Origin of the sequence: Phenylobacterium sp. (assembly GCF_037968635.1) — a bacterium.
Lineage (GTDB): Bacteria > Pseudomonadota > Alphaproteobacteria > Caulobacterales > Caulobacteraceae > Phenylobacterium.
Map to the genome: position 1 here is coordinate 1 of NZ_JBBKVV010000039.1, position 22,818 is coordinate 22,818.

A 22,818-nucleotide genomic window follows, 5' to 3' on the forward strand; every position below is an offset into this window, starting at 1 on the left:
CTGGAGTAGCTCGCCCCGGTGTCGAGAAAGGTTACGCCCCGGTCGAGCGCCGCGTGGACGAGGGCGACCGCCTGCCCCTCGTCGAAGGCCTTCTGGCCCCACCAGCTGGCGCAGCCGAACCCGATCTCCGAAACGGTCAGGCCGGTCTTGCCGAGAGGACGGTAGAGCATAGGCTCACCTTGGCTCCTGAGGCGGGACTTGTCCTGCGAAGCGCGGGGGCGCGAAGCAGGATGGTGGGCGGCGAGGGGCTCGAACCCCCGACCCCCTGGGTGTAAACCAGGTGCTCTGACCAGCTGAGCTAGCCGCCCGTCGAGGCCGGTTCTTAGCGCCCTCCCCGGCGCACAGAAACCCTCATATGAAAAGGGCGGCCGCCTCCCCGGCGACCGCCCCTTCGAAACATCTGTAGATCCTGAGCCGCTTAGTTCAGCGAGCTCTTCAGGCCTTCGCCAACCCGGAAGCGCGCGGTCTTGGACGCGGGGCGCTGCACGGTTTCACCGGTGCGCGGATTCCGCGCGGTGCCCGCCGCACGGTTGACCGGCACGAAGCTGCCGAAACCCACGAGCCGGACTTCTTCACCGCTCTTCAGAGAGGCGGTGACGGAATCGATAAAGGCTTCCAGCGCGTCTTTCGCCTGCGCCTTGTTGAGGCCCGCCTTTTCGGCGATCGCCGTGACGAGTTCGGCCTTGGTCATTTGGTGTTTCTCCCAGCCCGTTATAGGTCCGCGGACCCCCCGCAGTGTTCGCGAGGCTGCTTCGCGTGACGCGATTATGGCGGTCTCGCGGCAGGCGTCAAACGAAGGCGGCGCGGGAATACCCCGCGCCGCCCAATTATTTGCAGTTAATCCGGTATTCAGTGCGTCAAAATGGCCTCTGGATCGCTGTCATCGGTCGCGGCTGGGATCGTGGGGGTCACAGGCTCCGTCCATTCGATCGGGGTCAGCGGCTGCGTCAGGGCCTGCGCCAACACTTCGTCGATGTTGGACACCGGAATGATCTCCAGCCCGTTCTTCACGCTATCGGGGACGTCGGCCAGGTCCTTCATGTTCTCCTCGGGGATCAGCACGGTCTTGACCCCCGAACGCAGGGCCGCGAGCAGCTTTTCCTTGAGGCCGCCGATGGCCGTGACCCGGCCCCGCAGCGTGACTTCGCCGGTCATGGCGATGTCCTTGCGGATCGGAATTCCGGTCAGCACCGAGACGATGGCCGTGGCCATGGCCGCGCCGGCGGAGGGACCATCCTTGGGGGTTGCGCCATCGGGAACGTGGATGTGCACGTCGGTCTTGTCAAAGACCGGCGGCTCGATCCCGAAGTGCACCGCCCGACTGCGAACATAGGAGTGCGCCGCCGAGATGGATTCCTTCATCACGTCCTTCAGGTTGCCCGTGATGGACATGCGGCCCTTACCGGGCATCTTGACCGCCTCGATGGTCAGGATGTCGCCGCCGAAGTCGGTGTAGGCCAGGCCGGTGATGATCCCCACCTGGTCTTCCGCGTCGGTCTCGCCATAGCGGTACTTCTTGACCCCGGCGTACTTGGCCAGCCGCTCGTCATCGACGGTGATGGCCAGCAGCTTCTCGCGGCCCAGGTCCCGGACGGTCTTCCGCGCCAGGTTGCCCAGCTCCCGCTCCAGCGACCGCACACCGGCCTCGCGGGTGTAGTAGCGGATCAGGTCGCGGATGGTGTCGTCGGGGACGACGAACTCCACCGGCGTCAGGCCGTGGTCCTTGGTCAGCTTGGGCAGCAGGTGGCGCTTGGCGATCTCCAGCTTCTCCTCCTCGGTGTAGCCGGGGATGCGGATGATCTCCATGCGGTCCAGCAGCGGCTGAGGCATGTTCAGGCTGTTGGCCGTGGTGACGAACATCACCGGCGACAGGTCATAGTCCACCTCGAGGTAGTGGTCGGCGAAGGTGGAGTTCTGCGCCGGGTCCAGCACTTCCAGCAGGGCCGAGGACGGGTCGCCGCGGTAGTCGGAACCCATCTTGTCGATCTCGTCCAACAGGAAGAAGGCGTTGGTCGACTTGGCCTTCTTCATCGACTGGATGACCTTGCCGGGCATCGAGCCGATATAGGTGCGGCGGTGACCGCGGATCTCAGCCTCGTCGCGCACCCCGCCCAGGGACACGCGCACGAATTCGCGGCCCGTCGCCTCTGCGATGGACTTGCCGAGCGAGGTCTTGCCCACGCCGGGCGGCCCCACCAGGCAGAGGATCGGACCCTTCAGGGAGCCGGTCCGCGCCTGGACAGCCAGGTATTCCAGGATGCGTTCCTTGACCTTCTCGAGGCCGTAGTGGTCGTGCTCGAGAACCGCCTCTGCCTTCACCAGGTCGATCGGCTTGGTCTTGGCCTTGCCCCACGGAATGGACAGCAGCCAGTCGAGATAGTTCCGCACGACGGTGGATTCCGCCGACATGGGGCTCATGTTGCGCAGCTTCTTCAGCTCACTGTCGGCCTTGGTGCGGGCCTCCTTGGAGAGCTTGGTCTTCTTGATGCGCTTCTCGAGTTCGATCAGCTCGTCGCGGCTGTCGTCCTGCTCGCCCAGCTCGCGCTGGATCGCCTTCATCTGCTCGTTCAGATAGTACTCGCGCTGGGTCTTCTCCATCTGGCGCTTCACGCGGTTACGGATCTTCTTTTCCGTCTGCATGACGCTGATCTCGCCCTCCATCAGGGCGTAGACCTTCTCCAGGCGCTTCACGACATTGAAGATTTCCAGCAGGTTCTGCTTCTCGGCGATCTTCACAGACAGGTGGCTGGCGATGCGGTCGGCCAGCTCGCCGGGCGAGTCGACCTGGGGCATGGAGGCCAGGGCCTCCGGCGGCACCTTTTTGTTGAGCTTCACATAGTTCTCGAACTGCTCGACGACCGCGCGCGACAGCGCCTCGGCTTCGGTCGAGGCCGCGCCATCCTCGGAGATGAAGGCGACATCGGCTTCGTAGAACTCGGCCTGATCGGTGAACTTGGAGATACCGGCGCGGGCCTTGCCCTCCACCAGCACCTTCACGGTGCCGTCGGGGAGCTTCAGCAGTTGCAGCACCGAGGCCACCACGCCGACGTCATAGATCGCGTCGGGAGACGGATCGTCGTCGTCCTTGTCCTTCTGGGTGGCCAGCAGGATCTGCTTGCCGGGGGCCTTCATGGCCTCCTCCAGCGCGCGGACGGATTTCTCCCGGCCCACGAACAGCGGCACCGGCTGGTGCGGGAAGACCACGATGTCCCGCAACGGAAGAATGGGCAGAGTCTTGATCTCAGACATATGCATCTACTCCTGGTGGGCCCCCTTCCAAAGCAGGGCCCGTCCCATATTCCGACCGGTTTCCCCCAGACGATGTGTCTGAGTCGGTCGGCCCGTCCGCCCAGCTTGGGCGAATTGTCGGCCATTTATGTGGACGCTTTGGCCCCCTCTACAAGCTGAGCCAGATCGTCCGCGACAATGCGTCTGAATTTCGTGACGCCCGAGACACAGGAAATGGTGCGCCGCCGCAACAGGCGCAAGAGCCTTTCCAAGCCGGCTCAACGCTCACGGCCCCGTCTCCCCCCACGGCCGAAAGACCCCCGGCGGTGGCCTGAAACGAAAACGACCGCGGCGAGGACGCCGCGGTCGTTGAAATTCGCAGGTGGAAGGCGGCGTTTAGGCCGCGCCGCCCTTGTCGCGGCGCTCGGCATAGATGACCAGGGGCTGGGCCCGGCCTTCGACGACCTCGGCGTTCACCACCACTTCCTCGACGCCGTCATAGGTCGGCAGCTCGTACATGGTCTCAAGCAGGATGCCTTCCAGGATGGACCGCAGGCCGCGCGCGCCGGTCTTGCGGATGATGGCCTTGCGGGCCACCGCGTTGAGGGCGTCGTCGGTGAAGGTCAGGCCGACATTCTCCATGTCGAACAGACGCTGGTATTGCTTCACGAAGGCGTTCTTCGGCTCGGTGAGGATTTTCACCAGGGCCGGCTCGTCCAGGTCGTCCAGGGTCGCAATGACCGGCAGACGGCCGACGAATTCCGGGATCAGGCCGAAGCGCAGCAGGTCGTCCGGCTCCACCTGGCGGAAGATCTGGCCGGTGCGGCGGTCGTCGGGGTCCGAAACCTTGGCGCCGAAGCCGATCGAGGTGCCCTGACCGCGCGCCGAGATGATCTTTTCAAGCCCGGCGAAGGCGCCGCCGCAGATGAACAGGATGTTGGTGGTGTCGACCTGCAGGAACTCCTGCTGCGGATGCTTGCGCCCGCCCTGCGGCGGCACGGAGGCGACGGTGCCTTCCATGATCTTCAGCAGAGCCTGCTGCACGCCCTCGCCCGACACGTCGCGGGTGATGGACGGGTTGTCCGACTTGCGGCTGATCTTATCGACCTCGTCGATATAGACGATGCCACGCTGCGCCCGCTCGACATTGTAGTCGGCGGCCTGGAGCAGCTTCAGGATGATATTTTCGACATCCTCGCCGACATAGCCCGCTTCGGTGAGCGTCGTGGCGTCGGCGACAGTGAAGGGCACGTCGATGATTCGGGCGAGCGTTTGCGCCAGCAGGGTCTTGCCGGTGCCGGTCGGACCGATGAGCAGGATGTTGGCCTTGCCCAGTTCGACGTCGTTATTCTTCGATGCGTGGTTGAGGCGCTTGTAGTGATTGTGGACAGCAACCGCGAGCACCTTCTTGGCGTGATCTTGGCCAATCACGTAATCGTCGAGGACTTCGCGGATTTCCTTGGGGGTCGGCACGCCGTCCTTGGACTTCACGAAGGAGATCTTGTGCTCCTCCCGAATGATATCCATGCACAGCTCTACGCACTCATCACAGATGAACACGGTGGGGCCCGCAATCAACTTGCGAACCTCATGCTGACTCTTGCCGCAGAATGAGCAGTAAAGCGTGCTCTTGGAGTCTCCGCTGGCGGCCTTGGTCATGGTCGTTTCTCACTCTTTCGACGCTAGGCCGGCGGGCCAGGACGTCAGTCCCCGGAGGCGTTTCCTGACGCCATCAGTGCAGGATACGCGCCGCAGGTTGTCTAATCCTTGACAGTCCCCGATCCGACCAAGGATCACAAGCCTTTGGGGGACATCGCGACAATTGGCGGTGGGGGCGCCCGATGGCGGGCAGCTCCGAATCCCTAGATGGGTGTGCGCCAGTTCGGGACAAGCCTTCGGCGCCCGGCGCCGCGAAACGCCTCACCCCCCAAGGTCCGCGCTGCGCCTGCCGATTGTTCTGGGTAGACACGTGCCCGCGAGGGCGCGAGGGGGTTGGCCATGGCGAAAAAATCTCTGCGCGGCGGTGGTGCGCCTTCCAACGAGATGCTCGACGACCAGATCGAAGACGCTGGCGTCGTGGCCTTCGATTTCGACGGCACCATAACCGTCCGCGACAGCTTCACCGAGTTCCTCAAGTGGCGCGTTGACCAGGGCCGCTATATGGCCGGCATGACCCGCCTGGTTCCCGCGGCGATTTCCTATCTCGGCCACCACAATCGTGGACGCATCAAGGCGGCGGCCGTGCGGGAATTCCTCAAGGGAATGACCCGAGACGAGTTGGAGGCCCAGGCCCGCGCCTTCGCCGAGGTCGCCGCTCCCAGCCTGCTGCGCCCCGACGCCCTGCAGACCTGGCGGCGCTGGCGTCAGCGGCACGCCAAGCTGGTGATCGTCAGCGCTTCTCCTGACCTCATCGTCGCCCCCTTCGCCCGAGGCCTGGGCGCCGACGCCCTGATCGCCACGGAACTGGCCTTCGACGCGGATGATCGTGTGACCGGCGGCTTCCTGGGGGCAAATTGCCGCGGGCCGGAAAAGGTGCGCCGTCTGAGGGCGATGTTCGGCCCGGACTTCACCCTGAAGGCCGCCTATGGCGACACCAGCGGCGACCGCGAGATGTTGAAGCTGGCCGATCACCGGGGCTATCGTGTCTTCAAGGAACGTCCCTGAGGGCCCAGCGCCATGAAGCACGCCGGTGATATCGCGCTGGATCAGCTCGAACCCCTGCTAGCCCGCGTCCGCGCCCTGCCCGGCCTGACCGAGAAGAAGCGGGGCGTCTTCTACCGCAAGTCCCGCGCGTTCCTGCATTTTCACGAGGACCCCAAGGGCCTGTTTGGCGACGTCCGCGCCGCCGACGACAGAGACTTCGACCGGTTCGACGTGACGACAAGCGGCGAATCCCTGATCGCAGCGGCGCAGGCCCGCCTCAGGGCTTAGCCGACCACGGTTTGGTCTGGCCGATGATCGTGAGCGGTCGATCTGTCCGGACCGCGTCCAGCACGCCGTCCGAAATCTCGCGGTTGGTCAGCCAGCGGGAACCTCCCGCCTCGACCTTGAAGCCCAGCACCACCTGCCGCAGCTCGCAGACGGGCGAACCGTCGGCCCGCTCCCGAGCGGTCTCCAGTCGCCACGGGTGCGAGGGGTCGGCCACCGCGCTGCCCAGAACCTGGAACAGCCGCCCCTCGACCTGCATGGCCAGCAGGCGCGGCGCCTCGATCTTCAGGGTGTGAAACCAGGCGACGGCCAAGGTGATCGGCCCCGATCGCGCAACGGCGGCGTCGAGGCCCGCCGAGAAAGAGGCCGGATCGTAGTAGTCGCAGTCGAAGCCGTCGCCGACCGAGGTCCGTGATGCGTGGCGCGACAAAATCGAAAGGCGCCCGCCATCGTCGGCGAGCGCCTCGCAAAGTCCGGAAAGCATCCCGGTTCCGCCCACCACCAGGGTGTGCGGGGTCACAGGGTTTAGTCTTCGGCGCGGTTGGCTTGGACGTGGTCGATCAGACCCCAGTCCTTCGCCTCATCGGCGGTCATGAAGGTGTCGCGGTCGAGCTTTTCCTCGACCTCTTCATAGGACCGGCCCGTGTGCTTGGCGTAGATTTCGTTCAGGCGGCGCTTGGTCTTGATGATGTCCTCGGCGTGACGCTCGATGTCCGAGGCCTTGCCGGAATAGCCGCCCGACGGCTGGTGTACCATGATGCGGGCGTTGGGCAGGGAAATCCGCGAACCCGCCTCGCCGGCCATCAACAGGAACGAACCCATCGACGCGGCCATGCCCATGCAGAGCGTGACCACGGGGCTCTTGATGTATTGCATGGTGTCGTAGATCGCGAGACCCGAGGTCACCACGCCGCCCGGCGAGTTGATGTACATCTGGATCTCTTTCTTGGGGTTCTCGGCCTCAAGATAGAGCAGCTGGGCGCAGATCAGCGCCGACATCCCGTCCTCGACGGGACCGTTCAGGAAAATCACCCGCTCCTTCAGGAGGCGGGAAAAGATATCGAATGCACGCTCGCCGCGGCTGGTCTGCTCGACCACCATCGGGACAAGGTTAAGGGCGGTCGTCGGCGGATCAAACATGGGGAGGCAGCCCTTCTCGATGTGAACGACTCTCGAACGCGAGCCGTGTACCCGTTGGATATCGCGTGCCGGTGTGGCCTGCGCAAGGTGACCAATAGCCCCGATAGCTCTTAAGAGTTGGCGAAAGTGGTTTCCGGAGGCCTCAGTTGGGTCTCGCGGCGTCCAGGGCGGCGGCCAGGGCCCCGATCCCGTAGGGCTTGGTGAGCAGGGTCAGCCCCTCCTGAGCCGCGGCGGCGACGCCGGGGCTGAAGCCGGTCGTCAGCAGCACCGGCAGGCTGGGCCAACGGCGGCCAATCTCCCGCGCCAGGGCGATTCCGTCCATCTCGCCGGGCATCACCAGATCGGAAAACACGATGTCGAAGGCCGGGTTGGCCTCCAGGGCGGTGATGGCCTCGGCCGCGCAGTCGACGCGGGTGACGTTGTAGCCGAGCTCCACGAGCATGACGCAGACCAGGCTGGCGACGCCCTCGTCGTCCTCCACCAGCAGCAGGTCGCCCTGCCCGCCTGGCGCGCGCGCCACCGGCGACAGTTCCGGGGCGGGGGCCGGCAGCGGCTCATCGGTCTGGGGGAGCAGCAGGAAGATCGTGGAGCCCAGGCCCACTTCGCTTTCGATGCGCACGTCGCCGCCCGAGGCGCGGCTGAAGCCGTAAACCTGGCTAAGGCCCAGCCCCGTCCCCTTGCCCACCGCCTTGGTGGTGAAGAACGGCTCGAACACCCGCGACAGGATTTCAGGGGTCATGCCCGTGCCGGTGTCGGTGATCCGAAGGGAGACGTGGTCGCCTGGTATGGCGGCGTCGACGCCTGCCAGGCGGTTTTCGCCGCCAATGGTGATCGCGCCGCCACCCGACATCGCGTCGCGGGCGTTCACAGCCAGGTTGAGGATCGCCAGCTCAAACTCCGATGGATCGACCCGCACGCGCCACAGCCCCTCCGGCAGATCCACCACCACTGAGATGTCCTCGCCCAGCGAACGGTCGAGCAACAGGCGCATGCCCTCGAGTTGGGCCGTCAGGTCAATCACCTCCGGCCGCAGGGAGGTCCGCCGCGAGAAGGCCAGCAGTTGGCGGGTCAGGCTGGCGCCGCGATCCACGGCCTGACGCATCCCGTTGATCAACAACTTGCGGCGCTCGGGCTTGTCGGTGCGCTCCATGAGGTCCAGGCCGCTGGAGGCGATCATGAGGATGTTGTTGAAGTCGTGGGCGACGCCGCCGGTGAGCTGGCCCATGGCCTCCATCCGCTGGCTCTGCCGGAGAGCGGATTCGGCGCGCTCGCGCTCGTGCATCTCATCCTGAAGATTGCGGTTGGCGTCAGCCAGATCGCTGTTGGTGCGGGTGAGCACGGCATGGGCGGCGGCCAGAACCCCCACCACCAGCAGCGCCATGATCAGCAACAGTCCCAGTCCGACATAGCGCGACAACCGCCGTGCGATGGGGTCGGCGTCGATGCGCAGGGCCACCAGACCAAGATGCTGTCCGGCCTCCGCCACCGGCGCCACCACGATCAGATAGCGCCCGACGAAGGCCGGCGCGTGAAGCGTCACGGTCGGATCGGCATGGCCGCCGGGATCGCGGGCGTAGTCGGCGACCAGGGTCGCGGCCTCGTTATAGACCCCGGCCGAGACCACCTGCGGATTGACCCGTAGCGCTTCGACATATTCCTGCGCGGCCGGCCGGTCGTCGAAGGCCAGCGCGGCGGTGACGGTCGCCGCCAGGATTTCGCCCTGGGCCGTGGCCTCGCGAATCTTCTGGGCGCGGTAGTTCTGTTCGTCATAGACCCCGATCGCCACGCCGCTGAGCACCAGCAATATCGCGCCACCGGCGGCGATGAGCGGGATCAGGCTCCAGCGGATCGGCAACTTGTCCAGCAGCGCCATCCCTACCTCCCCCCTCGGACGTCGAGCGCCAGGGTCAGCAGCTTGGAGGAGATGGTCAGACCGTTGGCGGCGGCGGCGGCGGGATCGATGGTGAACCGGACACGATTGTCGCGGAGCACGAAGCGAACAATGCCGCCCGAACCCGAGGCCCCATCGGTGACGGTGAGCACCGGCGCACCACGGGCGCTATGCAACGCCTCCACGGCGGCGGGGGCGTGAGGGGCGGTCAGATAGAGCACGTGACACCCCGTCGCCTTCTCCGTCCTGGCCAGCCTGCGGACCGCGATGGCGCGCACGCCGATCTTCTGGCCACGCACGGCCTGATCCAGCACCGCGCCGAAAGGGTCGCCCCGCAGGACGCAGAGCACCACCGGCTGGGTGGACGAGGCGAAGGCGGTGGACGGCCACTCCACGAAGGGGACGAACTTGTAGAGATAGGTCGCCTTGACCGGCGCCTCGAGGCTGCCTGCGGCGCTGGCCGTGCTCGCGGTCGCGAGAGAAAGGACGGCGGCGCTCAGCAACCCTAGCGCCGACCGCACCTCAGAAGCCCCAGCGCAGGCTGGCGCGCACGCTGCGCGGGATTTCACGGCGCGCGAGGGAGCCGTTGACGAATTCCAGATGCTGGTCGTTGAGCAGGTTCTCGCCCACCACCGCCAGCTCGACCTGATCCGACACCCGCCAGGCCAACCGCGCGTCCAGCTCGGTATAGGCCGGGACGGCGGGGCTTTTCAGGCCGTCGATGCTGCGCAGGTCCAGATCGAGGCCCACAGTCGGCGAGAGGTTCATGTGTGAGCGCAGCGAGAGTTGATAGTCCGGGTCGTTCCCGGCGAAGTCGACACCGAAGATGTCTCGGCTCGCGGGGTCAAGCGACAGGTCCTTGTGCAGAGCGCTGGCGCCGGCGCTCAGCCGCCAGCCCTCCCGCACCTGCCATGTGGCCCAGGCCTCCACACCATAGGTCTCGCCGCGCATCCCGTTCTTGATCACCAGCGGGAAGACCGCCGCCGTGCTGGCCTCCGCGGTCCGCAGGTTGTCGTAGACGTTGAAATAGGCCGAGACGGAGATGGAGAGATTGGGGGCGGGCTGGCCGCGATAGCCGAGTTCGTAAGCGACAAGCTCCTCGGACACGAAGGCCCGCCCGCCCGCCACAAGGCCCGGATTGATCAGGTCACGGTCAAACCGCGAAGGCGTCCGGACGCCACGGGACACCGCCCCCCAGATCAGGGCGTGATCGCTTGGTCGCCAGGCCAGCCGCGCATTGGGCATGTATTCCAGGCCCGTATAGCTGTTGTGCTCCAGCTTCAGACCCAGGGTCAGGATCAGGTCGTCGCGCAGAGCGATCTCGTCCTGGGCGAAGAGGTTGCCAAGCCGGGTGGTCCGGCTGGCGGGATCGAGGAACGAGGTGCGGAAACCGCCGCGGAAGTTGTCCTGGTTCTGCCGGTAGCCGCCGCCCACCACGATAGTGTGGCGTCCCCGCGTTGGCAGGGCGAACTGCAGATCCAGATTATAGACGTCGAGGCTGTCCTTGATGCCGGAGGTGATCGTTCGGTCGTCGCGGGCATAGTAGACGGTCGTTTCCAGGACCCCGCCGCCCTCTGGGTTATGAACCCAACGGCCCAACAGGTTCGCACCGCCGATGACGCCCTCGGCCCGCGCCCCGGCCAACGGATTGCTGGAGCCTTCATAGACGTCCGCCTGCAGGGTGAACCGGTCGTCGGTTCCGCCCCAGTCGAATTTAAACCCGGCCTGCGCCCGGTCCCAGGAGTCGCGTCCACCACCACCGGCCGTCGTGCGGCTCTCGCCATAGTCGGCGGCCATGCCGTAAACGCGGAAAGCGCCGGTTTCGCCGAAACGACCGCCGTAGCGCAGGTTGGCGACGGTGTCGTCGGAACCCGCCGTCAGGTTGACCAGGCCACCCTGGGTGTCGGCGGTCTTTCGGGTGATGACATTGATGACGCCATTGACAGCGTTCGCGCCCCACAACGTGCCACCTGGGCCACTGATCACCTCAATGCGCTCAATGTCGTCGAGCATGACCCCCTGAGCGTCCCAGAAGACGCCGGAATAGAGCGGGGTGTAGACGCTGCGGCCATCGACCAGAACCTGCAGCTTGTTGGCCGTGGCCGTCGAGTGATTGAAGCCTCGCGCGGAAATCCCGTAGCTGGAGGCGTTCAGGCGCGCCACCTGCAGATTGGGCGCCAAGCGCAGCGCCTCGGGCAGATTGTCGGCGCCGGAGAGCTGGATGTCATCGCCGGCGATCACATAGATGGCGGCCGGCGCGCCGCTCAGGGCCTCCGGGCGCTTGGAGACCGAAGTGATCTCAACATGGGCCAGTTCTTCCAGCGAGAGACGGGAAAGGTCGGTAAGCGCCCCCGCGTCTGCGGCGTCAGCCCAGGCCGGCAGCGCCACCATCAAAGCGACAACTGCGCCTAACGCGACAGCTCTACCCTTGGTCTGACCGAAGAATGACACTCGGCGCCCCCGCCCACCTGTTACCGAAGCGGTTCCAGGGTGAATCGCCCAGACCCGCAAGCATGCTGACGAGGCCGCAGCCCTAGTCGATCAACCGCAACGCGAAGGGACCCAAATTGGTTCCACAACGAAAAAGGGCGCCCCGCGGGGCGCCCTAAATCGCGTCCTTGGGCTCGGCTCAGGCGCCGTAGCCCTCCGGCATGTCGTCTTCTTTCAGCAGGTCGTCCTTGGTGACCTTCTGATCCTTCACCTTGGCCTGTTCGATGATCAGGTCGACGACCTTGTCCTCGAAGATCGGGGCCCGGAGCTGGGCCTGGGCGGCGGGGTTCTGGCGGAAGAAGTCGAAGATCTGCTGGGCCTGCGGGCCATAGCGCATGGCTTCGGCCCGCATGGCTTCGGCCAGTTCCTGATCGGTGATCTGCACGTTGTTGACGCGGCCGATCTCGGCCAGGACCAGACCCAGGCGCACGCGGCGCTCGGCGATCTTGCGGTATTCGGTCTGCAGGACGTCCTCGGTCTTTTCGAGGTCTTCCGGCGGCAGCGTGCCGCGCTCCTTGTCGGACTGAACCTGACCCCAGATCTGGGCGAATTCGGCCTCGACCATCTTGGGCGGCAGGGGGAAGTCGTGCTTCTCGTCCAGCACGTCCAACAGGGCGCGCTTCAGCTTGAAGCGCGAGGCGCCGGAATACTGGCTTTCCAGGTTGGTCTTCAGCAGCTCGCGCAGCTTTTCCAGGCTCTCGACGCCCAGGCGCTCGGCCAGGCTGTCATCGGCCTTGGACTCCACCGGAGCCTTCACTTCCTTCACCGTGGTCTCGAACTCGGCGTCCTTGCCGGCGAGGTTCGGGGCCTGGTACTCGGCCGGGAAGGTCACCTTGACCATGACCTTGTCGTCCGGCTTGGCGCCGACCAGTTGCTCTTCGAAGCCCGGAATGAAGCTGCCCGAGCCCAGCACCAGCTCGGTGTCGACCCCCGTGCCACCTTCGAAGGCGACACCGTCGGCGCGGCCGATGAAGTCGATGACGACCATGTCGCCGTCCTTGGCCTTCAGGGACTTGCCCGTGCGGGTCTCATAGGTGCGGTTCTGCTTGGCCAGCTCGTCCACGGCCTCGTCCACCTCGGCGTCGGTGGGCTCGTAGACGGGACGCTTCAGCGAAATCTTGGTCAGGTCGGTGGGCTCGAACTCGGGCATCACCTCGATGGCGATGTCATAGGCCAGGTCGGCCTTGCCATCGATGACCTCGGCCATGTCGCCGTTCGGCGTCAGGTCGGGATCGCCGGCGGGGCGAAGCTTGTTCTCCTCGAGCACCTTCTGGGTGGTCTCGTTGAGGGTCTGCTCCACCACTTCGCTCATGATGGACTTGCCATAGAGCTTGCGGACGTGGGCCTGGGGCACCTTGCCGGGGCGGAAGCCCTTGATGTTGAGGGTAGGTGTGATCTCGGCGATCTTGGCGTCCAGGCGCTCGACCAGGTCCGACATCGGGACGGTGACGCTAAAGACCTTGCTCAGGCCTTCACCAGACTTCTCAACGATCTGCATCGACATTCTTGAATTTTCCGGACACGGCGCGCGTCGTGCGCCTTTCAGGTCCGCCTCGGCTGAATAGGTAAGCGCCGCCAGGGCTGGCGGCGAGCGGGCGACCTTATGTCATTTCACGGCGCGCACTCCAAGTCCAAAGAGGGGCTTGGCGGCCCTCACCCCAGCCGGCGAACCAGCAGGTTGGTCCAACCCTCGCTCTCGCGGCCCGGACGCACGTCGTAGCTGAGGGTGATGGCGAGGGTTTCCAGGCCGCCGACCTCGGCGATCAGGGCCCGGGCGCCCGGTTCGTCCAGATCGGTGAACAGCCGGCCGTGCGCCTGCCGCTCCCCGCTGCCGAGCTTGAACGACAACTCCCAGACACCCCCGGGGACAAGGGCGCGCCGCAGCCGACGCATCACCTCGCACAAGTCACAGCGCGGAACGTGCAACAGGGACGCGTTCGCCCATATCCCGTCGAAGGTCTCGCGCCATGCGACCTCCGCGAAGTCGAGATGAAGGACCGGAAGGCCCGTGTGGGCCGAGGCCTTCGCCACCATCGCGGCGGAGCCGTCGAAGGCCGTGACGTCGAATCCCAGATCCCGGAAGGCCAGCGCGTCGCGGCCCGAGCCGCAACCCGCGTCCAGCACCCGACCGCCCGGCGGCAGGGCCTCGACGAAGCGCCTACGGCCGTCCGACAGGTCGACATAAGCCGTGTCGGCGAAGAACAGCTCGGCGTTCTCATCATAATAGCTCGTGGACAATGCCGCCTCCCCGCACCTATCGGCAAAGTTCTGCGTCGGCGTCTGTCAGGTCAAGACGCCTGGCCTAGCCAACTCGCGCCACCGGCGCTGGAAACCCTTTCCCCAAAAGGGAATGCGCTCACGCGATGCGCGACGATTTGCTTGCCCATTTCCTGCGTCCAGCTATAGACGCCTCAGTTCTGCGGCTATGGCGGAATTGGTAGACGCACCTGGTTTAGGTCCAGACGCCGAGAGGCGTGGGGGTTCGAGTCCCTCTAGCCGCACCACGTGCTCAACGCCGTGACGAAGCCGGAAATTTCCTTGCAGAGCCCCGCCTCATCGACAAGGTGACGGCGATGACCCAACCACCGACCGCGCCGACGCGCGACCTTGCTGCGCAGTTGGAACTCGGCCTGCAGCAGCTGCGCGCCGGTGACAGCACCGCTGCGGCCGCCACCCTGCGCGATATGCTTGTAGCCGCACCCGACCATGTCGAAGGCTTGGTCGCCCTCGGATCGGCGGAGATGGCGCTCAACCAGTGGGACGCGGCCGAACTGCGCTTTCGGCGCGCGCTGGATCACCGTCCGCACCACCCCCCGGCGCACCGGAATCTCGGCGTCCTGCTCGGCGCCAGTGAGCGGCATGCCGAGGCCCTGGCCCTGGCGGACGCCGCCCTTGCGGCCGACCATGGCCATAGCCAGGCGCTGCTGACCCGCGGCAACGCCCTGACCGGGCTGGCTCGCCTTCAGGAAGCCCTGCAGAGCTACAGCGACGCCGCAGCCTTCGACGACGTGACGTACGAAGCCCTTACCAAGCTGGGGCTCACCTACGCCGCTTTGAACCAAAACGAGACGGCGCTGCGCAGCTTCGATCAGGCGATCACCCGCCAGCCAAATCAGGCGCTGGCTGTCTTCCGGCGCAGCACCGTTCGTCTGTTGCTCCGCGACTTCTCGGGCGGCTGGGACGACTACGAGGCCCGCCTCAATGTCTCCGCCTTCATCGCCTCGTCCATGGGCTTCTACCAGCCGTTGATGACTCGGGTGGCCCGGCGCATGCCGGCCGAGCAGGTCTCCAACTCCAATATCCTGCTGCTCGGCGAACAGGGGCTCGGCGACCAGGTGATGTTCGCCAGCATGGTTCCAGATGTCGCCGCGGCGGCCGCCAAGCTCACCTGTGTCTGCGACCTCCGGCTCGCGCGACTGTTCTCCGCGTCCTTCGAAGGGGTGGCGTTCCAAGGGCTGGGAAACCCACCTGTCCTGGCCGTCGCGCCGGACTCCACCCTAGTGGCCATGGGCAGCCTGGGACGACTCTATCGCCGCAGCGAGGCGGAGTTCCCCCGAACCCCCTATCTAAGGGCGAGTCAGGCAGTGTGTGAGGCCTGGGCCGAGCGGCTGGGACCGCGCCCGAGGGGGCTCCGCATCGGTCTCTCGTGGCGCGGGGGCGTGCCCAGCACCCGCCGGAGCCAACGTTCGCTGTCGCTGGAGCAGTTGTCGCCGGTGCTCGACCTGCCCGACTGCGCGTTCGTGAGCCTGCAGTACGGCGACGTCGCCGCCGAGCTTGCGGAGCTGAACACCAGTCGTGACGATCCGATCCGCGCCTTCGATCCCTCTGAGCTCCACGACTTCGAGGATCTGGCCGGCCTGATCGCCAATCTCGATGTGGTGGTGTCGGTTCAGACCGCCGTCGTGCACCTGGCCGGCGCGATCGGGACCGATTGCCTGACCCTGCTGCCGCACAGCCCCGAGTGGCGCTACACCGCGTCAGGATCGTCCATGCCCTGGTACAGGTCGGTGGAGCTGTTCCGCCAGCCGGAGCCCGGCGCGTGGGAGCCTGTCGTTCGTGAGGTGACCGACGCCCTGAGGCTTCGGCTGGCCGACCGCTAGAGCGCGTCAGGGTTAAGTGGACGCCGGTTAACCCGTCCGACGCGCTCTACACTTTTGAATTTAGCGCCTTTTTGAACGGGTCAGATGATTCCATCTGACCCTAAAAGGCTCTAGGCGAACGGCCAGCCCACCAAGGCGCGTCAGGCGCCCACAAGCTCCATCGCCAATGGAATCAGCGAGGTCAGCAGCAGCACAGCCATCGTGATGTTGAAGGTCTTCAGAACCGCGGGACGATCGAGGAAACGGCGCAGACCAACGCCAAAGGCGGTCCAGACCGTCACCGACGGCGCGTTCACCGCCATGAACACCACGGCCACGACCAGGACATTGAGGCTGTAGTGATCGGCCGGGACGTAGGTGCTGATGGCGCCCACGGCCATGGCCCAAGCCTTGGGGTTCACCCATTGAAAGGCCGCGGCCTGCCAGAAGGTCTGAGGCCGGCCACCCGCCTGCCCGCCCCCCATGCCCTTGGATGTCGCGATCTTCCAGGCCAGCCAGATCATGTAGATCCCGCCGGCCACAGCCAAGACGTCGTGAAGCCTGGGGAAGGCGATGAACAGCCCGCCGAGACCCAGGCCCACCGCCAGCACCATCACCCCGAACCCAATCGCCACGCCGCTGAGATGCGGCAGGGTTGCGCGGAAGCCGAAATTGGCGCCCGAAGCCATGAGCATGGTGTTGTTCGGACCCGGCGTGATCGAATTGACGAAGGCGAATAGAGACAGCGCCAGCAGCAGTTGCGGAGTAAGCGACGTCATCGGCTTTCCTTTGGAGTAGCCAGAAGACGGACGGGGGGTGCTTGAAACGTGAAAACCCCTCGCCGCGTCGGGAGGGGTTTGGATCGGTCGAACCTAGATCGCACACCCCTCGCGCACAGCTACGCGCCAGGCCATGAAGGCCTGGGCGGCAATAGCGAGAGCTGCGCAGGAGCGGGTCACGTGTGCGGAAATCCCTAGAGTACGCCCGGCAAGTAGCACGCGGACTCAAGCTTGACCACAGGTCTAGCGGGCGTCGTAGAGCCGGCGCAGGACGGCGGGGGCCAAGCCAGGCAGGTCCTCGGAAATCAGGCCAGGACCGTGCAGATCGGCGGCGTCCGCGTGGATCCATGCCGCCGCGCAGGCGGCCTCGAAACTCTCCATACCCTGGGCGATGAGCGCGCCGATGAACCCGGCCAGCACGTCACCAGAGCCCGCCGTGGCCAGCCAAGGGGAGCCGTTGGTGTTGACCGCCGTCCGGCCGTCCGGGGCGGCGATGACGGTGTCGGGCCCCTTCAGCAGGACGATGGCGTCGGCCTTCTTCGCGGCGCGGCGGGCGGCCGTGATCCGCTCGGGCGCGTCCTTCAGGACCCCTGGAAACAGGCGCTCGAACTCACCGGGGTGTGGGGTGAGCACGTCATCCACGTCGAGGACCGAGAACAGTTCCTCCGGGTCGTCGCGGAAGACCGTAATAGCGTCCGCGTCGATCACCAGGGCCGCGCCAGTGCGGGCCAGGGCCAGGACGTTGAGCAGAGTCGTCTCATTGACCCCGGCGGCAGGGCCGATGACGGCGGCGTCTACATCAGCTGCCAGTTGCTCCAGTTCCACCTCGGTGTCGAACCCGCGCAGCATGACGGCCTCCAGGTGGGCGGCGTTCACCGATAGAGCCTCGGTGGGCGACAGCAGGGTCACCACCCCTGCCCCCATCCGCAGACCGGCGCGGGCCGCCAGGCGGGCGGCGCCGGTGTTCCAGGCTTCGCCGCTCACCACCACAAGGCGGCCTCGGGAGTGCTTGTGGGCGTCCGCGCCCGGCCAGGGGAAACGAGGCATCCAGAGCTCCGGCGTGTTCTCCAGCAGGCTCGCCTCCTCGGTCAGCAGCCCGATGTCGGCCACCACGATCTCCCCGCATCGGCCGGCCCCCGGCTCCAGGACGTGGGCCGGCTTCTTGGCATGGAAGGTGACGGTGAGCGCGGCGCTGACGGCGGCGTCTCCGAGCACGTGGCCCGTGTCTCCGGCCAGCCCGCTGGGCAGATCGACGGCGATGACGCGGTCGGGGATGCGCTCGCACATCCGGGCCAGTCGGGCCGCCTCTCCATCCAGGGGCTTGCTGAGCCCCGCGCCGAACAGGGCGTCGACGAAGAGCTCGCCCTGCCGGGTGGCCTCACCGACCTCGAAGGTCTCGCCCGTCCAGAGCGCGGCGGCGGCCTTGGCGTCTTCGGTGGCGGGCGGAGCCAGGCGCTCGACCCAGACCTCCCAACCCCGCTCGGCCAAGACCTGGGCTGCGACATAGCCGTCACCGCCATTGTTGCCCGGGCCGCACAGCACGGCGGTGGCGCGCGGCGCGTGACGCTCACAGATGGCGTCGGCCACGGCGAGGCCCGCACGCGCCATCAGCTCGCCGCCGCTGGTCCCGGCCGCAATCGCCGCGGCGTCGGCGGCCGCCATCTCAGCGACGGTGAGGATCGGCCGCACGCGTTTACTCCTGGAACTAAAGGACGCCGGTGGAGGCTTCTCGCCCCTGCTCCACCAATCTCAGGGTCTTCCCATCCGTCTCAAGCACGCTGATCGAGGCGTGATCGGGGCGGAAGACCAGAACGCGCTCATCGCCGGCAAGCTGCGACATCACCGCGTTGATCGCCACATAATGACTGAACACCGCCGTACCGCCGCGCGCGTTAAGCGAGCCGGCCACGTCTTGACGCCAGGCGTCGTAGTCGAGATCGCCCTTCACGTCCTTCCACTTGCCTTGGAAGACCTCACGAAGCCACGGCGGGCGTTGCTCGGCGGTCAGGCCCTTGGGGGTGGGGATCTCACCCACGAAGGGGTCGATCTCGATCTCGACGCCGAGCGCCTCGGCGGTCGGGATCGCGGTTTCCCGGCACCGGCGCAGCGGCGAACTCACAACCTTTGTGGGTCGCTCAGCCGCCGGCAGGGCCATCAGCACGTCGCGGGCGGCGTCCGCCTGGGCCTTGCCGGCGTCGTCCAGGCCCGGATCGTCATCGGCCTCGCCCCAGACGGCGGCGGGCTTGCCGTGGCGGATCAGGTAAAGTCGCGACATGGGAAATCTCAGTCTGGAATGAACAGGTTCTTCTGGCCGTCTTCGGTCTGGCGAACGGTCCCCGTACGCCCCACCCCTTCGCGCGATTCGAGATCACGCAGGGTAGCTTCGTCGCTGGGAGTGACCGCCGCGAAGCGACGGCCCTCGGAATCGCGGCCGACGACGATACCCATCATGTAGCCCTCCCGGCCGTGAACCACCGTGTACGTCTCAATAGTGGCGGCGCCTTGCGGCTGTTCGATGACAGTCGGGTGCGGCAGGGCGTCGATCTGGTCCTGAATCACCTTCGGGTCCTGCCGCTCGAAAGGCTTGGCCGGCGGGCTGGTGGAATAGACGCCGGTGGACTGCTTGGTGAGGAACCAGCCGTTGGCGGTCACCAGGCCCCAGTCGCCGGGGTTGTCCCGCAGCCGCTGCATCATCACCGCGATGGAGTGCATGGCGTAGTTGTTGCCGGGCCCGCCCATATAGGGGAGGCCCCCGGTCACGGTCAGGCCGCGCGGGTCGTCCAGCTTCAACCCCAGTTCCTCGGCGCCGATTTCCACGGCGACCGGGAAACAGGAATAGAGATCGATGTGGCCGATGTCGTCGAGGCTGACGCCCGCCATCGACAGCGCCCGCTGGCCGGTCAGGCGCATGGCGGGGCTGGAATGGTAGTTCTGGCGGTCGATAGGGAACCACAGGTCATAGGCGTCGGCGCACCCGTGCAGGTAGACGAGTTTATCCTCTGAAACACCGAGTTCTCGGGCCTTCTTCAGGCTGCAGACCAGGACGCCGGCCGACTGGTCGACCTCCATGATGGCGTTCAGGTACTTGGGGTACGGGAAGCCCACCATGCGGTTGCGCTCGGTGACGGTGACCAGTTCTTCAGAAGAGCGCGCCACCGGGAACCAGGCCTCGGGGTTCCTGGCCGCCACCTCGCTGAAGGGGGCGAAGAGGTCGCCCATCTGCTTCTGGTGGTCGGGGATCGAGCGTCCGTCGCGGCCCCGCAGGGCGTTCTCGAAGAGCGGGTAGACATTGATGGGCCGACCCAGCCCGTGCTTGTTCTCGTAAGGCGTCGAGCCGGGTCGCGGGTCACCGATCCGGTCCGGCTCCGGCAGGTCCTCGGCGTCGTCCCAGTCGTCGAAGCCCAGGCCCTTGGTCAGGCGCTTGGTGGCCGAGCCCAGGAACTCGCAGCCCACCACCAGGGTCAGGTCGTTGTCGCCGCGGGCGATCCGCTCGCAGGCCACATTGATCATCTGCTGCGGACTGTTGCCGCCCATGTGGGAATAGACCGCCCAGCGTGGGCTCGCGCCCATCCGTTTGGCCAGGGTCGCGGGCGGATTGGTCGAGTGCGGCACCAGCCGTCCACCGCCGGGCGCATCGATGGTGAAGCCCACCACGGCCAGCCCATCGATGGCCGCCAGGGCTTCGGCGCCCAGCCCGGCGTCGGCGGCCGCGCGATCCGCCGCAATCTTCAGCAACCGCGTCGGGGACGGCGAGGCGCCCGCGTCACCGCGATAGGTGAATTGGCCCGCTCCGATGAGAACTGGGGTCCTGTCGTCCATCTCGCACGCCTCCGCTGAACTCGAGCGGCGATCCTAGGCGCCGGAAGCCGGCGGACAAAGGCGATTTCGGCGGTGGTTATTTCTTGCGCAGGCTGTGCTGAGAAAATAGACATCTGCGGATTCCCATCCGCCACCGCGCACCCCTCGGCGGGCGCCCCCTTGTCGCCCCGCGTCGGAGCGTGCTCGTAGCCGGCAACCGCTGGGGCGGCGATGTTTGAGTACCAGATCGGGCCATGAAGAAAATCGAAGCGATCATTAAGCCGTTCAAGCTCGACGAGGTGAAGGAAGCCCTTCAGGAACTCGGCGTTCAGGGCATGACGGTGATGGAAGCCAAGGGCTACGGTCGCCAGAAGGGCCAGACCGAACTCTATCGCGGCGCCGAGTACGTCGTGGACTTCCTGCCCAAGATCAAGATCGAGGTCGTCATCGCCGACGACCAGCTGGAACGCGTGCTGGAATCGATCATCGGCGCGGCGCGCACCGGGCGTATCGGCGACGGCAAGATCTTCGTTTCGGAAATCACCGACGTGCTGCGGATCCGAACCGGGGAGAGCGGCGCCGCAGCCGTCTAAGACTTTAGCCTATCGAGACATCTGCAAGGGGATTATGACTATGGCGACCGCCAAGGACATTCTGAACGAAATCAAAGAGAAGGACGTGAAATACGTCGACGTGCGCTTCACCGACATCCGCGGGAAGATGCAACACGTCACCTTCGACATCGACCTCATCGACGATGAATTCCTGAACGACGGCACCATGTTCGACGGCTCGTCGATCGCCGGCTGGAAGGCCATCAACGAAAGCGACATGAAGCTGCGTCCCGACCTGGACAGCGCTTACATCGACCCCTTCTACCAGCAGACGACGCTCTGCCTGTTCTGCGACGTCGTGAACCCCGACACCGGCACCCCCTATGACCGCGACCCGCGCTCCATCGCCAAGGCGGCGCTGAACTTCGTCAAGGCCTCCGGCATCGGCGACACGGTGTTCTTCGGCCCGGAAGCCGAGTTCTTCATCTTCGACGACGTGAAGTGGTCGGTGCAGCCGAACAACACCGGCTACTCCTATGACTCCATCGAACTGCCGGGTAACTCCGCCAAGGAATACGCCGAAGGCAACATGGGTCACCGTCCGGGTCCGAAGGGCGGCTACTTCCCGGTCAACCCCATCGACTCGGCCCAGGATCTGCGCGGCGAAATGCTGGCGGTGATGGGCGAGCTCGGCATGAAGCCGGAAAAGCACCACCACGAGGTGGCCCCGGCCCAGCACGAACTCGGCCTGAAGTTCGACACCATGATCGTCATGGCCGACCGTCTGCAGCTCTACAAGTACGTCATCCACAACGTGGCGGCGGCCTACGGCAAGACGGCCACCTTCATGGCCAAGCCGATGTTCGGCGACAACGGTTCGGGCATGCACGTCCACCAGTCGATCTGGGGCGAGGGCAAGCCGCTGTTCGCCGGCGACAAGTACGCCGGCCTGTCGCAGATGTGCCTCTGGTACATCGGCGGCATCATCAAGCACGCCAAGGCCATCAACGCCTTCTCCAACTCCACCACCAACAGCTACAAGCGTCTGGTGCCCGGCTATGAAGCCCCGGTGAAACTGGCCTATTCGGCCCGAAACCGCTCGGCCTCAATCCGCATCCCGCACGTGGACAGCCCCAAGGGCAAGCGTCTGGAAGCCCGCTTCCCCGACCCCATGGGCAACCCGTACCTGACCTTCACCGCTCTGCTGATGGCCGGCATCGACGGCATCATCAACCAGATCGACCCCGGCGCGCCGCAGGACAAGAACCTCTACGACCTGCCGCCGCGTGAGCAGAAGAAGGTTCCAGAAGTCTGCGGCTCCCTCAAGGAAGCCCTGGAAAACCTCGACAAGGACCGCGGCTTCCTGAAGGCCGGCGGCGTGATGACCGACGAGTTCATCGACGCCTATATCGAGCTGAAGATGGAAGAGGTCATGCGCCTCGCTCTCCACCCCCACCCGGTGGAATTCGAGATGTACTACAAGTGCTAGTCAGCGCTCCGCGCTAGACCATACGCGAAGGGCCGGAGCGCGATCTCCGGCCCTTTTGCTTTGTCCGCGTTGCGGCTATCACCCGGCTCAAGGGTTCAAGCCCAAACGTTCTTCAAGGCCCAGACATGTCCGACACGCCCCCCGACCGCCTCGCGATCAGCCCCAACAGCCCCTATTACGACGCCGCCTGCCTGGAGCGCGGCGTGGGCGTGCGCTTCAAGGGCGTCGAGAAGACCAATGTCGACGAATACTGCGTCAGCGAGGGATGGGTGCGGCTGTCGGTCGGCGCAACGGTCGACCGCAAGGGCAACGCCATGACCGTGAAGCTGCAAGGCCCGGTCGAGCCCTACTTCCGCGACACCCCCGAGGCGTGAAGCCGCCCCGCTTCGCGCGCATAGTCCTCGTCACCCCGGACGGCGCTATCGTCGGCGCCCTGCCCGCC

20 protein-coding genes and 2 tRNA genes are annotated in these 22,818 nt (G+C 66.0%); 7 read left to right on the forward strand and 15 right to left on the reverse strand.

From position 1 onward, the window contains the following. Nucleotides 1-231: 231 nt before the first annotated feature. From AAC997_RS03985 to clpX, 4 genes are all read right to left on the reverse strand, one after another. A tRNA-Val gene (locus AAC997_RS03985) sits at nt 232-308 on the reverse strand. A gap of 110 nt (nt 309-418) precedes the next feature. Then, the gene (locus AAC997_RS03990) at nt 419-691 is read right to left on the reverse strand and encodes an HU family DNA-binding protein (RefSeq protein WP_293493154.1); all 273 of its coding nucleotides are present in this window, start codon (nt 689-691) and stop codon (nt 419-421) included. A 158-nt stretch (nt 692-849) separates the two neighbouring features. Continuing rightward, on the reverse strand, nt 850-3,249 hold the full coding sequence (gene lon / locus AAC997_RS03995; RefSeq protein WP_340644407.1) for an endopeptidase La: 2,400 nt from the start codon (nt 3,247-3,249) through the stop codon (nt 850-852). Nucleotides 3,250-3,624: 375 nt separating this feature from the next. Beyond that, the gene (clpX, locus tag AAC997_RS04000; protein ID WP_304780075.1) at nt 3,625-4,887 is read right to left on the reverse strand and encodes an ATP-dependent Clp protease ATP-binding subunit ClpX; all 1,263 of its coding nucleotides are present in this window, start codon (nt 4,885-4,887) and stop codon (nt 3,625-3,627) included. A 339-nt stretch (nt 4,888-5,226) separates the two neighbouring features. On the opposite strand from clpX, the gene AAC997_RS04005 reads away from it, so the two are divergent. Beyond that, nucleotides 5,227-5,892, forward strand: a complete 666-nt coding sequence (locus AAC997_RS04005; RefSeq protein WP_340644408.1) for an HAD-IB family hydrolase — start codon at nt 5,227-5,229, stop codon at nt 5,890-5,892. Between the two features lie 12 nt (nt 5,893-5,904). Continuing rightward, on the forward strand, nt 5,905-6,159 hold the full coding sequence (locus tag AAC997_RS04010) for a hypothetical protein (RefSeq protein WP_340644409.1): 255 nt from the start codon (nt 5,905-5,907) through the stop codon (nt 6,157-6,159). Here the strand turns inward: AAC997_RS04010 and AAC997_RS04015 are convergent. From AAC997_RS04015 to AAC997_RS04045, 7 genes are all read right to left on the reverse strand, one after another. Continuing rightward, entirely contained in the window at nt 6,149-6,676 is a 528-nt protein-coding gene (locus tag AAC997_RS04015; protein ID WP_340644410.1) for a hypothetical protein, read from the reverse strand. The genes AAC997_RS04010 and AAC997_RS04015 overlap by 11 nt on opposite strands. A gap of 5 nt (nt 6,677-6,681) precedes the next feature. Continuing rightward, nucleotides 6,682-7,296, reverse strand: a complete 615-nt coding sequence (locus AAC997_RS04020) for an ATP-dependent Clp protease proteolytic subunit (RefSeq protein ID WP_340644411.1) — start codon at nt 7,294-7,296, stop codon at nt 6,682-6,684. A 142-nt stretch (nt 7,297-7,438) separates the two neighbouring features. Next, nucleotides 7,439-9,169 carry an ATP-binding protein gene (locus tag AAC997_RS04025; RefSeq protein ID WP_340644412.1) on the reverse strand — a complete coding sequence of 577 codons (1,731 nt, stop codon included), beginning with the start codon at nt 9,167-9,169 and terminating at the stop codon, nt 7,439-7,441. Between the two features lie 2 nt (nt 9,170-9,171). Continuing rightward, entirely contained in the window at nt 9,172-9,690 is a 519-nt protein-coding gene (locus AAC997_RS04030; RefSeq protein ID WP_340644413.1) for a YfiR family protein, read from the reverse strand. A 19-nt stretch (nt 9,691-9,709) separates the two neighbouring features. Beyond that, complete coding sequence (locus tag AAC997_RS04035) at nt 9,710-11,578, reverse strand: TonB-dependent receptor (RefSeq protein WP_340644414.1); 1,869 nt, start codon at nt 11,576-11,578, stop codon at nt 9,710-9,712. 238 nt (nt 11,579-11,816) lie between these two features. Beyond that, nucleotides 11,817-13,175, reverse strand: coding sequence for a trigger factor (gene tig, locus AAC997_RS04040; protein WP_340644415.1), 1,359 nt, complete (start codon nt 13,173-13,175; stop codon nt 11,817-11,819). A 155-nt stretch (nt 13,176-13,330) separates the two neighbouring features. Next, nucleotides 13,331-13,915, reverse strand: a complete 585-nt coding sequence (locus tag AAC997_RS04045) for a class I SAM-dependent methyltransferase (RefSeq protein WP_340644416.1) — start codon at nt 13,913-13,915, stop codon at nt 13,331-13,333. A gap of 181 nt (nt 13,916-14,096) precedes the next feature. On the opposite strand from AAC997_RS04045, the gene AAC997_RS04050 reads away from it, so the two are divergent. Both AAC997_RS04050 and AAC997_RS04055 read left to right on the forward strand, forming a co-directional pair. Further along, nucleotides 14,097-14,181: transfer RNA gene (locus tag AAC997_RS04050), tRNA-Leu, on the forward strand. Between the two features lie 69 nt (nt 14,182-14,250). Beyond that, entirely contained in the window at nt 14,251-15,777 is a 1,527-nt protein-coding gene (locus tag AAC997_RS04055) for a tetratricopeptide repeat protein (protein WP_340644417.1), read from the forward strand. A gap of 140 nt (nt 15,778-15,917) precedes the next feature. Here AAC997_RS04055 and AAC997_RS04060 read toward each other — a convergent pair whose 3' ends face one another. The 4 genes from AAC997_RS04060 to AAC997_RS04075 form a co-directional block, all read right to left on the reverse strand. Further along, nucleotides 15,918-16,535 carry a LysE family translocator gene (locus AAC997_RS04060; RefSeq protein ID WP_340644418.1) on the reverse strand — a complete coding sequence of 206 codons (618 nt, stop codon included), beginning with the start codon at nt 16,533-16,535 and terminating at the stop codon, nt 15,918-15,920. 243 nt (nt 16,536-16,778) lie between these two features. After that, nucleotides 16,779-18,197 (reverse strand): NAD(P)H-hydrate dehydratase, encoded by a 1,419-nt coding sequence (locus tag AAC997_RS04065; protein WP_340644423.1) that lies wholly within the window; start codon nt 18,195-18,197, stop codon nt 16,779-16,781. Between the two features lie 43 nt (nt 18,198-18,240). Continuing rightward, complete coding sequence (locus tag AAC997_RS04070) at nt 18,241-18,810, reverse strand: histidine phosphatase family protein (protein ID WP_340644419.1); 570 nt, start codon at nt 18,808-18,810, stop codon at nt 18,241-18,243. 8 nt (nt 18,811-18,818) lie between these two features. Further along, nucleotides 18,819-20,354 (reverse strand): acetyl-CoA acetyltransferase, encoded by a 1,536-nt coding sequence (locus AAC997_RS04075; RefSeq protein ID WP_340644420.1) that lies wholly within the window; start codon nt 20,352-20,354, stop codon nt 18,819-18,821. Between the two features lie 233 nt (nt 20,355-20,587). On the opposite strand from AAC997_RS04075, the gene AAC997_RS04080 reads away from it, so the two are divergent. From AAC997_RS04080 to AAC997_RS04090, 3 genes are all read left to right on the forward strand, one after another. Next, the gene (locus AAC997_RS04080; protein ID WP_340644421.1) at nt 20,588-20,926 is read left to right on the forward strand and encodes a P-II family nitrogen regulator; all 339 of its coding nucleotides are present in this window, start codon (nt 20,588-20,590) and stop codon (nt 20,924-20,926) included. A 40-nt stretch (nt 20,927-20,966) separates the two neighbouring features. Then, entirely contained in the window at nt 20,967-22,376 is a 1,410-nt protein-coding gene (glnA, locus tag AAC997_RS04085; protein ID WP_340644422.1) for a type I glutamate--ammonia ligase, read from the forward strand. A gap of 125 nt (nt 22,377-22,501) precedes the next feature. After that, a complete protein-coding gene (locus AAC997_RS04090; protein WP_215340273.1) occupies nt 22,502-22,750 on the forward strand; it encodes a DUF3297 family protein in 249 nt (82 codons plus the stop codon). Nucleotides 22,751-22,818: the final 68 nt, after the last annotated feature.